Annotated in this window: 11 protein-coding genes; all 11 read left to right on the top strand. The window is 44.8% G+C overall.

Features of this window, described 5'->3' with window-relative positions; genetic code table 11:
- Complete coding sequence (locus J7384_RS00565; protein WP_348523830.1) at positions 1-261, top strand: DUF4266 domain-containing protein; 261 nt, start codon at positions 1-3, stop codon at positions 259-261.
- On the top strand, positions 248-1,516 hold the full coding sequence (locus J7384_RS00560; RefSeq protein ID WP_209110148.1) for a DUF3570 domain-containing protein: 1,269 nt from the start codon (positions 248-250) through the stop codon (positions 1,514-1,516). Before J7384_RS00565 ends, J7384_RS00560 begins: the two co-directional genes overlap by 14 nt.
- Before the next feature lie 71 nt (positions 1,517-1,587).
- Entirely contained in the window at positions 1,588-2,235 is a 648-nt protein-coding gene (locus J7384_RS00555; RefSeq protein ID WP_209110146.1) for an AraC family transcriptional regulator, read from the top strand.
- Between the two features lie 3 nt (positions 2,236-2,238).
- Complete coding sequence (locus J7384_RS00550; RefSeq protein ID WP_209110144.1) at positions 2,239-4,644, top strand: hypothetical protein; 2,406 nt, start codon at positions 2,239-2,241, stop codon at positions 4,642-4,644.
- Positions 4,645-7,965 (top strand): tetratricopeptide repeat protein, encoded by a 3,321-nt coding sequence (locus tag J7384_RS00545; protein ID WP_209110142.1) that lies wholly within the window; start codon positions 4,645-4,647, stop codon positions 7,963-7,965. It begins immediately after the preceding gene.
- Positions 7,952-8,749, top strand: a complete 798-nt coding sequence (locus J7384_RS00540) for a tetratricopeptide repeat protein (protein WP_209110141.1) — start codon at positions 7,952-7,954, stop codon at positions 8,747-8,749. Before J7384_RS00545 ends, J7384_RS00540 begins: the two co-directional genes overlap by 14 nt.
- Complete coding sequence (locus J7384_RS00535; RefSeq protein WP_209110139.1) at positions 8,749-9,126, top strand: hypothetical protein; 378 nt, start codon at positions 8,749-8,751, stop codon at positions 9,124-9,126. The genes J7384_RS00540 and J7384_RS00535 overlap by 1 nt, the downstream gene beginning before the upstream one ends.
- Before the next feature lie 139 nt (positions 9,127-9,265).
- Positions 9,266-9,901, top strand: a complete 636-nt coding sequence (locus tag J7384_RS00530) for a MotA/TolQ/ExbB proton channel family protein (protein ID WP_209110137.1) — start codon at positions 9,266-9,268, stop codon at positions 9,899-9,901.
- Between the two features lie 4 nt (positions 9,902-9,905).
- The gene (locus J7384_RS00525) at positions 9,906-10,508 is read left to right on the top strand and encodes a biopolymer transporter ExbD (RefSeq protein WP_209110135.1); all 603 of its coding nucleotides are present in this window, start codon (positions 9,906-9,908) and stop codon (positions 10,506-10,508) included.
- Position 10,509: 1 nt separating this feature from the next.
- A complete protein-coding gene (locus tag J7384_RS00520) occupies positions 10,510-11,082 on the top strand; it encodes a biopolymer transporter ExbD (protein WP_209110134.1) in 573 nt (190 codons plus the stop codon).
- A gap of 3 nt (positions 11,083-11,085) precedes the next feature.
- Positions 11,086-12,156, top strand: coding sequence for an AgmX/PglI C-terminal domain-containing protein (locus J7384_RS00515; protein WP_209110132.1), 1,071 nt, complete (start codon positions 11,086-11,088; stop codon positions 12,154-12,156).
- Positions 12,157-12,216 lie beyond the last annotated feature (60 nt).

Genomic DNA, 12,216 nt, shown 5'->3' with positions numbered 1-12,216 from the left:
GTGATTGAATTAGTTAAAAGACGCTCGGCGCGACCTTTGGCTTTGACGTTAGCTTTGGCAAGTGTCATTGCACTGTCTGGTTGTGCTCAGCTCGGCGTTAAGCCTTGGGTAAAACCATACGAGCGCCAACGTTTGGCAGATCCGATTATGTCGGCGAATCGCCACGATATTGCCAACCGTCATGTTGCCCATGTTTACGAAGCGCGTGAGTCTGGCCGCGGTGCTGAAGGCGCAGGAGGTGGCGGTTGTGGCTGTAATTAAATCGATCACCGAAACAACCCGTGAGAAAAAAGTAAAAGTATTACCCATGAGTGGTGTCAGCTGCCAAGAGCAGGAGCAGTTTCAAGCAGTTTATAAAACGAGCACACGCAGTAAAGTGGTTGCAGTTTTAGTCTTGGTCGCCGCGGTTATTTTACTGATTATTAGTAAGTTAACTTATGGTGCCGTCCTCGACCCAGATAGAGCCGATGTACTTTATCACAGCTATCAAGGTGGCGGGATGAAAATTGACGGGCCAGCGGTGTTAATTCGCAAAAAGGCCAATGACAATGTCGCGGTATCTGCCTATTACTACGTTGATACTATTTCGTCCGCCTCGGTAGACGTGTTAAGTACTGCCAGCCCTTATAGCGAAGAGCGCAAAGAGTTCCAATTGGGCGCCGAATATCTGCACGATAAAACCGTGATTGCCGTCAATGTCGGTCAAAGTGATGAAAGTGATTATTTGGCCAAATCGGTAGCGCTTAACATTGCCCACGATACCTTTGGCGATTTAACCACGGTTAGCTTAGGTGTGGTATATGGCGACAACGAAATTAAGCGCAACGGCGATGACAACTTCCTTGAAACGAGTCAGCAGTATCGAATTCGCGCCGGTATCAATCAAATACTGACACCGAGTTTGACTGCCGGTATCAATATTGAAGCGGTTGCTGACGAAGGCTACTTAAACAATCCATATCGCACGGTTCGCTTTATCGATAACAGCAATGCTGCTGGCGTTGGTTTTCAGGGTGAAGTCTATCCAGATACCCGCAACTCGTTCGCGGTAAAATTGTCGTCGAGTTACTACTTGCCGTATCGCGCTGCACTATTCGCCAATTACCGTTATTTTACCGACAGTTGGGATATTGAATCGCAAGATTTTGAACTCGCTTATCGCCAGCCGTTTTGGGGTGACAAGTTCGAGCTAGAAATGAAGGCGCGGGTTTATCAACAAACCGCGGCTAACTTCTACAGCGATTTATTTCCATTTCGCGACGCGCAGAATTTTCTCGCCCGAGACAAAGAGCTTAGCGACTTTGACGATTTAACCTTAGGGTTAGGGCTTACCTATAAAATTCCAAGCGCGTGGTCGCCATTTAACTGGCAATCAGAAGCCAGCTTTCAATGGGATCACCTCAGATTTAACTACAACAACTTTCGCAATCCTAACGATCCTGGTGGCGTTGGTGCTGAGCCGTTATACCGCTTTTCAGCTAACGTGGTTAGGGCATTCGTCAGTGTTTATTTTTAGCCGATTAGCGCCAAAACCAATGCTTATCGCTAGCGAGAGTATTACCAAAGAAAGGCAATAGAGGAAGAGTTATGAAAACAACGATAAGTTCAGGGTGCCGCATTGCCTTAGCATTTTTATTTGTCGTCTTTGTCATTGGACAAGCGTCTGCTAACAGCCAGAAGGAAGCCGGTCAAATGAGTAAAAAATCAAACGCGAGTCAGCAAAGCGTTAGTTTGAAAGAGAGTGGTTCTAATGACACTAATGCCAACGACACTAATTCTAATGACACGAGTGCAATTGCCAATGAGCTTGCCAGTATCAAACAGCAAGTGCTGAAATTGAATCGAGATCTTTTCATTTTGGAAGAAGACTTGCTGTTTCCCGCTAGTAGCCAAGTGTCAGTATTTGTCTCGGTCGACATTGGTAAGTTTTTTAGCCTAGACAGTGTTGAATTAAAAATTGATGGCAAGAATGTCGCGGGCTTTCTCTACACCGAGCGTCAGCGCAAGGCGCTAGAGCAAGGCGGTATTCAGGGCTTGTACCAAGGTAATATCAAAAAAGGCGAACATGAGCTAACTGCGATTTTTACTGGTTTTGACAATGAGCAAAGACCGATTAAACGCGCGGCCAACTATCAGTTTAGCAAAGATGATGAAGCTGTCATGATTGAGCTTAAGCTTGAAGATCGAACTAACAACTACCGCGCTCAGGTCGTGGTTGAAGAGTGGTTGCTGTAAACCATGATGATGCGCTCACTACGATTCGTCCCGTTGCCAACTGTCGCAAGTGCAGTGCTCGCTGCCGCCTTGATATTTTCTGCGCTAAGCATCGCGGTAGTAGGGAATAGCATAGCGGCAGAGGGAGATAGCGAAGCGACAGCAGGAGATAAGGTAGCGGTAGACAAAGATGCTGTCGCCACTAAGTATTATCAACGAGCGTTATTTTATTATTTTCAGCAGCAACCTGAACTTGCCTTGAGGCAGCTAGAATACAATGAAACCCGTTTGGCTGAGTTAGCACAGCAAGACGACGGTACCTACAATAACGCCTTGTTATTTAAAGCGGGCTTGCAAGTGCACCTTGGTTTACACCTCGACGCCGAACGTAACCTAAAAACGCTAATTAGTCGTTTGTCGAGCCATGCTAGCGCTAGTGATATTAATAGTGATGGTCAATTATCGAATCAGCAAGCGAATAAAAAGCAACACACACCTGAACAACTGGCTGAGGTTAGGCTAAAACAACAAACATTATTAATGGTCGCGCTGCTTCAACTTGCTGAACAACAAATTAATCAAGGTGCACAGCAATTAGCTCAGCAGACCTTAGCGCGGATTAGTTTTACATCCGATTATGATGAATATTATGGCCAATATTACACGCTGATGCAGCTTGCTTATTGGCCGCAATCAGTGCCTGAACAAGCATTATTGTCGATGCCTGCACCTTTTTCAAAAGCCTTAAATGCAGCTCTAGACAAAGACTCAAGCGCTGGCTTAGATATTAGCTCAATTGATTCAATCAGCTCAAACAAGAGCACCAGCCATAACAATATCAATCAGCAACTGGCTTATATTTTGGTGAATAGAGCCCTTAGCACTATAGAAAGTCTCAGTGTTGATAATGACTCAAAGGCTTCCAGCCAAGCTCAAGCTGCCCAATTTACTCAAATCACACAAGCTAAGCAGGATTTACAACGGGTTAAAACATTAACTTGGCAGCGCACCGAACAAAGCTTTTGGCAACGCTTATTTCAGTCTGAAAACGATGACAGTGCCACAGCTAAGGCGACAGGCAATAACCGCGAGGTTACTCAATCGTTAAAAGACTACGCGAGCCTGCTGCTGGCACAACTTTACGTCAAACAGCAAGACTTTGACTTGGCGTATCAAGAGTTAGCGCAGTTTCCAGAACATAGCCCGTATCGGCAACAGGCAATGTTTCTATTTGCGTTGTCAGCGCTTAAAGTTGAAGATTATGACAGCGCTCAAGCGATTTTTCATTTATTGGTTGAGCAATATCCAAACAGTTATTTAGCTTGGCAATCGAGTGGCTTATTGGCAAAACAGTTTGCTTTACAAAATCAACTCGAACAAGCCTACCAGCACTATCAAGTGATTGAAGCTGACTATCAACGTCAGTTGACCGATATAACTGGCTTATCAGGGCAATTAAAACAAGTGGTTGAGCAGCTTCAGCGCCAAGCTCAAGGGCAGTCGTTAAATAAAATCCTTCGTGAACCTGCTATTCTCGCTAGGTTTAGCGCGGGAGAAAAAACATGGCTTGAACAAGCGCTACTCGAGATAAATCAACGGGGTTGGCAGGGGCATCAGCACGATTTAAGGCAATTGACCGATGACATTACTGAACTGGACAGTAAGCAACAATGGTTGGGTAATAGTTTGGCGCTTAATCAAAGTCGGCTAACTAAAATAAAACAACAATATCAACAAGTAGATTTCCAGCAGCAAATTGAGCAGCTCAGTGAAGTGAAAGATGATTTGACCGCATCACTAGAAATCGCTCGTCATCAACAGCTATCACCACGCAGTGCTCAGCGCTTTGCCAACCAGCAAGAACAAACTTGGCTCGATAGAATCGAGGCGAGTAACAAGGTTCTTAGCATGATGAAAAACTTTAAGGATTATCAATCTAGAGTGCAGAGTTATCAAGAGCGTCTTGAGCGAGTCAGCGGTGTCTTAAACTGGCGTTTACAACAGCAGTTCCCCGATCGTTTATGGCGGCAAGAATACCAAGTTCAGCAGCTTAGTAAGATTATTACTGATGTTGAGCAGCAAGCGGATCGAGTATCGGAATTACAGCAGCGCAGCCAACAGAATCCACTACTTGAACAGCGTTATCTCAATATTGTCGGGCAACAACGGACCTTGTCAGCTCGTGCACAACAGTTGAACCAAGTGATGTCGCAAGATTTTGAGCAACAACTGGCGGGTTTTATCGAACAGAAACAACAACAGTTGAATTATTACCTTCACCATAGCCGCCGCTCGATGGCAAATGTACTTGAGCGTTTAACCGCACAAACAGATTCGGACTCAGCTTCGACACTCTCAACCACTAAAGACTTTAATGCTAAAGGCTCTGTGGTTGATAAAGCACCGATACTAGCAGCGGGGCACGAATAGATGATGGCGAAACATGATTCCAAAACTAGCTTTTCAGTAAAACCTTGGTCGCCAATATTGATATTGGCCGTGAGCTTGCTGACAGGATGTCAGCTTATTGATAATCGAGCTGATGATGATCAAACAAAAGACACAGAAAAGCAAAGCGCGAATAGTCAAACTAGCAGTAGAACAACTCTCGCTCAGCTCGCTCGCGACAACCGTTACCTTGTTAAAACTCGGGGCAATGATAGCACTGGTGCTAAAGAGGCTATCATTAATGAGAGTAGAGCGCAACGCAGTACTAAGCTCAGAGCGATTTATCAAACCATGCTAGCGATGGAGCCGAGCGAAAATGTTAGGGCGCAGATGAAATATCGTTTAGCAGAGCTAAATACCGAGTATTTTGAGCAGCAAATATTGCCTGCTGAAAACTCTCGGCAACTGGCTAATGTCGATTTTGAACTTGATAGACTGATCACTAGCTATCAGCAATTATTAGCGGATTATCCAACACGCGCTGAAAACGAACAAATACTTTATCAGCTCGCCAAAGCCTTTGAGCTTAAAGGTGAACTCGATAACAGTTTAACCGTTAATCAAACACTGTTAGATCAATTTCCAGCAACCCGTCATCGCGCAGAGTTACTGTTTCGACAAGCTGAACATTATTACAATTTACAAGATTATTCAGCAGCGTTGGCCTTGTATCAAAAAGTGCTCGATGCTCCAGAAAACCAGAACTACCAGCTTAACAGCCGCTACATGTCTGGTTGGGCCTTGTTTAAAGCCAATCGCTTAACCGAAGCTAATCAGATGTTTATTCAGGTATTGGCGCGTTTGGTAGCGACAAGTTTGACAAGAATAGGTCAAGAGCAGGTTGTTGCTGCGAATCAACAGGGTACTGATTTAGCTTCCGAAACTCTAGCCACTGATAAACCTACTTCTGATATTCTCGCCTTTGAAATGCTTGAAAAAGCACAGCAAAGTTTAGCGCGCGACACCCAACGCATTTTAACAATATCACTGAGTCAACAAGTTCAGGCGAAAAGTCTCGTCACCTTGCTTGACGATTATTATCGTCAACATTCCGTTGCTAGTGAATTAGCTGGCTTGGCAAGCATTGAGCATGTTTTGTTTCAAGGTTTAGCGCGGTTTTTACAAGAAAAACAGTTGGAGTACGACGCCGAAAAAGCCTACTTAGCCTATATTGAACGACGTCCGAAAAACATTTGGGCAAGTCGTTTTCAGCTGGCGTTAATCGATTTGGCTAATCAACGAGGCGATTACCCTAAAGTACGAGAATTACAACAGAGTTTTGTCAACAACTATGGCTTAAACAGCGAATTTTGGGCTGATATTTCGCTTGAAGATCGAGTCAGTGTACTGCCCAAATTATTAGACTTTAGCTATCAACACGGTCGCCGTTTATATGCGGCAGCACAAGACATTGTGCAAGGCTTAACTCAAGACAAGGCTCAAGCCTCTAATGAGAATAACCAGCAAAGTAATCAGCCAAGTCAACGTCAGCTTGCCTTTGCAGAAGCCGCGCGGTGGTTAGCGCAATACTTGGCAAGTGCAGCTTATGTTACAGAATTAAGTGCAATAGATGTAAACGTTAAAAAACTATTGGCGGAGCGAGATTTATATCAAGATCGCTATTTGTTTGCTGACGCCAGTTACGAAGCCGGTGATTACCAAGCGGCGCTGACAAATTATCAACGTTTGGCTTACAGCCTTGAGCCACAGAATAGCCTTGAGCAAGTTAAAAGCCCTGAGCACCTAAAAATCAAGCGTGAATCTGCCTACGCAACCACGTTAGTTATTCGAGATTTACTGGCACAGACACAACAAAAAAGTGAAAAAGCCAATGGTTTTGTTGCTTTGGAAAACCAGCGCAACCAACTTGATCGTCAATTTATCGATAGCTATCCAAGCGATGAACGCGCCCATGTTTTAGCCAGTAAAGCGGCGCAAGACGCTTTTGAGCGCAAAGATTATGAGGTGGTTTTTTACTACAGTGATTTTTTACTGACCGCACATGGCATTAACCAAGCCGACGCGCTAGCCAAAATCAATCCGCGAGCAAACTTCACTAATCGCACTGAACAGCTGAGTTCTGCTGCGCTTAAACAAGTGCAAATTGCTAACGAGCTAATCGCCAATAGTCACTATCAACAAGGGGCTTATCAGCAAGCAGAGCAGAGTTATTGGCTGGCGTTAAGCTACTTACCTCGAAAACATCAAAATGCGGCAAATAAGCGAGTAGAAATCAAGGAGCTGATCGCGTCATCAATTTATCAACAGGGTGAAGCCTTAAAGTCTACTCAGCCATTACAAGCGGTTGAGCAATGGCTGCGATTAACTAAGTTGATGCCCAAATCGAGATACCGAATCAATGCTCAATTTGACGCAGCCAATTTGTTATTGGCAGCTAAAAAGTGGCAAGCGGCTAATGAAGTATTGTTGAGTTTTCAACAGAGCTTTCCAAAACATGAGTACAGCGACAGTATTCCTGCAAAACTCGCTAACAGCTATCAGGCGCTTGGTCAGTTTAACGAAGCCGCCAAGCAGCTAACGGTGATGCAAAAAGCGACTAAAGACCAAGCATTGAAGCGCGAGCTTCAGTACGAAATCGCCGACAATTATTTAAAAGCCGGTGACTTGGCTCAGGCGATTATTCAGTTTCGAACTTATGCCCATAGCTACCCCGAACCATTTGCTATCGCCCAAGAAGTGCGCTTTAAAATGTCGGAATTTTATCGTCAGACCAAAGAGCCCAACAAACGCTATTTTTGGTATCGAAAGTTACTCAGTTTTCATCGCAAACAAGCAGATAAACAAAGCGTAAAAGTTCAAGCGCGATCAACCTATTTGGCCTCGTTATCGGCACTTGAATTAGGGCAAGCTCATCAGCAAAGCTTTGCTCGCGTTAAACTTAAATTGCCACTCAATAAAAGTTTGAAACAAAAACAAAAGTCGTTAAAGCAAGCGCTTAATTACTATCAGCAAGTATTTGATTTGGCTTTGGCAGACTTTGTCCCGCAAGCTAACTATCAAATTGCCAACATGTACCAGCAACTGGCTAGCGATGTTTTGCAATCGCAACTGCCTAAAGGCTTAGATGAGCTGGCGCAAGAAGAATACAAAATTTTGCTCGAAGAACTCGCTTATCCGTTTGAAGAACAAGCGATAACACTTCATCAAACCAATGCTGAGCGCGCTTGGCAAGGGCTTTACGGTGACTGGATTGCCAAAAGCTTTGCGGCATTAGCCAAATTAGAACCAGCAAAGTATGACAAAACTGAACAACGAGAAGCGATTATTTATGAATTATTTTAGTTGTTTAAAGGGAATTCAAAACACAGTGTTGTCATCGCGAAATGCCTTGTCGGTAGTTTTTGGCACAGTAGTTTTACTCGCCAGTGGTTGTAGCCAGCTAAAGCAAAGCAAACCAGTGGCAGCGAATGACTCGGCTTTGACTTCAGCAGCATCAACGTCAGCACCAATGACTAATGCGCCAAGCGCACTGCCTGAACAAAAAAGTGAGTATTTAGTTGCTAAAGAACAAGCGCTGGCCAATACCTCAGCCGAAGTACAGGCGCGATATAAAGCGGGTGTTGAAGCGATGGAAAGCCAACAATGGCAATTAGCTGAACAAATTTTTACCGAGCTTGTTCTTAGTGAGTCTAGGATTACTGAGGTTAGCGCTGGGCAAGGTGATTTGGCGCCATCATTTGCTGGCGCATATTTGAACTTAGCGATTATTGCTGAGCAGCAGGGAGACCCGCAGCGCGCGCAAGCATATGTTAATCAAGCGCTAAAAGCGAACCCGTTAAACCCTTACGCCCACAACTTTAATGGGGTATTGGCGCGCCAGCGCGGTGATTTTGCCTTGGCACAAAAAAGCTATCAGCAGGCCTTGAGCAGCATGCCAAATTATCAGCAAGCCCATTTAAACTTAGCGATTTTAGCCGAACTTTACCAAGGCGATTTTGTTTTGGCAAAGCAGCATTATCAGGCTTATTTGGCGATTGTTTCTGACGATAAAAAAGTACAGCGCTGGCTGGCCGTACTTGAGCTTAAACTCGATAAATTAGCCAATAAAAGCAATGGGAGATTGTGATGAATAGCGGCGCAAATAACCCGTATCAAAGAAAACCGAGAGGTTTGGTTAAGCGCTTGCACGCTTGCTTATTTGGTGTAATCGCTTTGAACAGTGCAATTAATCCTGTTTACGCGCAGCAACAAGAGCAAGAACAGGAAAAAAGCGAAGTTAGCCAAGCAGTCAAGGTGTCAGGTTATGTTATTGAAAGCCAAGTACAAGGCTCGCAAGAGCAACCAAAAGTGCTTTATATCACACCTTGGCAGGAGTTGGCGTCGGTGGTTGATATTGACGATCCAGAACTGGCGATTCGCTTACCTGCGTTTAAGCCAATTATGCCTAAAGCCTTTAAGCAAAAAGTGCAGGCGTATTACAGAGAGCAAGCTGAATCAAAATAACCAATTTAGCTGTTTTTACTGACAAATGGGCGCAATTTAAAGCGCGCAAAACAATACGTAAACCAATAACAGAAAAACAAAATAATTTTTAACCCACTCAATAGGCATAGCCTTAGCAGTTACGAGTAAGGAATAAAACATGTTCGATACAATCATAGCTTTTTTACAAGACGGTGGCGCATTTATCTATCCAATCGCCTTAGTGTTGGTCGTTGGTTTGGCGATTACGCTAGAGCGCTGGTGGTTTCTCACCTCAACCTTAAACGCCAATAAAAAAGCACTGACCAAAGTGCAAAAAGCCTTGAGTCAAGGCCAATTGTCGCAAGTCAGTGAAGCCGCGAAAACTGACAAAGCACCTATTTTGTCGGTATTGCAAGCGGGGATTAACCGCTCAAGTCAATCTCGCCGTCGTGAAGACGTCGAGTATGCAATGGAAGAGACCTTGATGGAGCACATGTTGCGCTTAGAAAAGCGAACACCATTTCTCGCGACATTGGCCAATATCGCAACCTTGCTTGGCTTACTGGGTACCATTATGGGTTTGATCGCGGCGTTTTCTGCGGTCGCCAGTGCCGATCCGGCGGAAAAAGCAAATTTGTTGTCAGCTAGTATCTCAGTAGCGATGAATACCACCGCCTTTGGTTTGATTACGGCAATCCCGCTTATTTTGTTTCACACAGGTCTACAAAGTAAAACTGTGTCGATTATCGACTCGTTAGAAATGGCTGGCCGCAAGTTATTAAACGCTTTGGCCGCTGATAGTCAGCGAGGATAGAGCAATGAAAGGCTTACGCCGCTCTAGTCGGCAAGGGCGACAGCAAGAGGCTGAACTTGATATCACGTCATTTATGAATTTGATGATAGTGTTAGTGCCAGTTTTGCTGCTGAGCCTAGTGTTTTCACAAGTGAGAATTTTGAATTTACAGCTGCCGATTTCATCGGGTGAAAACCAAACCGATAGTCCTGAGCAAAAACAGCTTGAGTTGATCATTAATCAAGACGCCATGGTGCTCAATTACCCCAGCGGTGTCTTGCTGAAAAGCTTTACGGTTGAGCAATCGTCTGTTCAAAAGACAGCTGTTCGACAGACGAGTGATCAGCAAATCGCGCCATATCAATACGATTTTCAAGGGTTATCGCAGTATTTGCAGGACTTAAAACTGACTTTTCAGCAAAAAGAGATTGAGAAGAAAGATATTGTTTTGCTACTTGGTGAAGATGTCGATTACCAAACTATCGTCACGGCAATGGACACAGTGCGCTCGTTTAAAACCGTCGTTGCTGCCAGTGTCGTTGATGCCGAGCTTTTTCCCGATATTTCTCTTGGTGATGCGCCACCAGTTACTGTTAAGACTCAGCTTAGTGCTGTGACAGGAGGCTGATATGAAACAATCTGCACGAGCAAAGCGTTTGGCACGTCATCATCGACGACTGGCCGGTGCTAGCAAGCTCAACTTAGTCTCCTTGATGGATATTTTTACTATTTTGGTGTTCTTCTTAATTGTCAATCAGTCTGAGGTCAGGGTGTTACAAAATGCCGAACAGCTCAATTTACCGGTTTCAATTGCCGATGAGCTACCAACAGAAAATATCGTGGTTTCGGTGTTTGACAATCGCGTTATGGTGCAAGAGCGCGCGATTTGGCGAGCGACAGATGCTGAAACGAGCAGTATCAGTGAATCACTTAACGTCGCTAGTGACCAACAAGAGTCGAGTTTAATTGCTGCGCTAAAAGCCGAACTTGCTTATCAAGCCAGTAAACGACCTGAGTTAACTGAGCAAGAGCAGCAACTGGGCCGGGCAGTTACTATTTTAGGCGACGCCGGCGTTGAGTACCGTGTTTTGAAGCAAATTATGGCGGTGTGTGCTGAAGCAAACTTTCGCAATATGTCGCTAGCGGTTGAGCAAATAGCCGCGAGCGATTTAAATGCTAGCGCGTCAGGCACAGGAGGTTAGTTGATGAGTGCAGCAAACCTTATCGTCGATAATCATGGTCGTAAGTGCTATCAGCAAGGCGCTGATAGCTCTTACGACCGTTATAGCGACAATTTCAACGACAAGCTCAACGACAGTGCCAAACAAGCGCTTTCGGGGTTGGCGGCGAATCTTTCACAGTACAGTAAACAGGACAAAATGTTTGTCCGTATTCTGATTGCGTTAGTCATTGTCTATTTAGCTATCGCCGTGATAGTGCCCTTTATCGAACGGGTTGAACAAACCCGGGAACTAAAAGAGCAAGTACCACCAGAGCTGACGCGAGTTGTTTTAGAGCGAAAACAAAAACCTAAACCACCACCGGAGCCGAAGATAGAGGAAGTAAAACCTGAGCCGAAACAAGAACCGAAAAAACCACCAGAGGTCAAAAAGCCGAAGCCTGAGCCAGTAGTCAAGCCAAAGCAGCCGTTAACCAAGCGGCAGGCCGCCAAGCAAAAAGCACAGTCTTCAGGGCTTGCGGCGATGAAGGATGAGCTACTAGCGATGCGCGAAGTCTTGGTCACGGCACCAGTTGCTAGCCAACAGTTGGCCAAAGGTGAGCGCGATCAAAATCGCGCGCAGCGAAAATTGCTCGCGGCCAAAGCCGATCAACAAAGTGTTCAATTGGCCAAAGCGAAAGTGAGCCAGACAGTTTCAAGCGATGCCTTGAGTAGCCATAGCAGTCAACGGATTAGACTATCTGAGCAAGAAGTTTTGGCGAGCGGCAATGGCGAAGCGAAATACGCCGATGTAAAAACACTCGATAACTTACGTTCTGAATTGAGTATTAGACAAACCCTAGAGGCAAGTAAAGCAAGATTGTACGCTTTGTACAATCGCGCCTTACGCAAAGATCCTTTGTTACAAGGGAAGGTAGTGTTTAACATTGAAATTCAACCCTCTGGCGAGATTAGCCAACTCGATATTGCTGTTAGTGAGCTAAATAATGCCAAGTTAGAGCGACAACTCTTGGTAATTTTGCGCTCGATTAACTTTGGTCAAGAAGACGTTGATGTGATGGCTACTGCTTGGTCAATTGAGTTTTTGCCAAGGTAACCGAGACAATGTGTAAATACGGTATTTTATAGAGCGATAATTGAACAAAACTATTCACCC

The organism is Endozoicomonas sp. G2_1 (assembly GCF_017744155.1).
GTDB lineage: Bacteria > Pseudomonadota > Gammaproteobacteria > Enterobacterales > Alteromonadaceae > JAGHQT01.
This window is presented reverse-complemented; position numbering and strand designations above follow the sequence as displayed.

What these genes read in the sequence shown, in the direction of transcription:
- J7384_RS00535 (WP_209110139.1), top strand. Translation starts at nt 8,749, where the DNA reads ATGAATAGCGGCGCAAATAACCCGTATCAAAGAAAACCGAGAGGTTTG.
- J7384_RS00540 (WP_209110141.1), top strand. Translation starts at nt 7,952, where the DNA reads ATGAATTATTTTAGTTGTTTAAAGGGAATTCAAAACACAGTGTTGTCA.
- J7384_RS00515 (WP_209110132.1), top strand. Translation starts at nt 11,086, where the DNA reads ATGAGTGCAGCAAACCTTATCGTCGATAATCATGGTCGTAAGTGCTAT.
- J7384_RS00520 (WP_209110134.1), top strand. Translation starts at nt 10,510, where the DNA reads ATGAAACAATCTGCACGAGCAAAGCGTTTGGCACGTCATCATCGACGA.
- J7384_RS00545 (WP_209110142.1), top strand. Translation starts at nt 4,645, where the DNA reads ATGATGGCGAAACATGATTCCAAAACTAGCTTTTCAGTAAAACCTTGG.
- J7384_RS00530 (WP_209110137.1), top strand. Translation starts at nt 9,266, where the DNA reads ATGTTCGATACAATCATAGCTTTTTTACAAGACGGTGGCGCATTTATC.
- J7384_RS00555 (WP_209110146.1), top strand. Translation starts at nt 1,588, where the DNA reads ATGAAAACAACGATAAGTTCAGGGTGCCGCATTGCCTTAGCATTTTTA.
- J7384_RS00525 (WP_209110135.1), top strand. Translation starts at nt 9,906, where the DNA reads ATGAAAGGCTTACGCCGCTCTAGTCGGCAAGGGCGACAGCAAGAGGCT.
- J7384_RS00550 (WP_209110144.1), top strand. Translation starts at nt 2,239, where the DNA reads ATGATGATGCGCTCACTACGATTCGTCCCGTTGCCAACTGTCGCAAGT.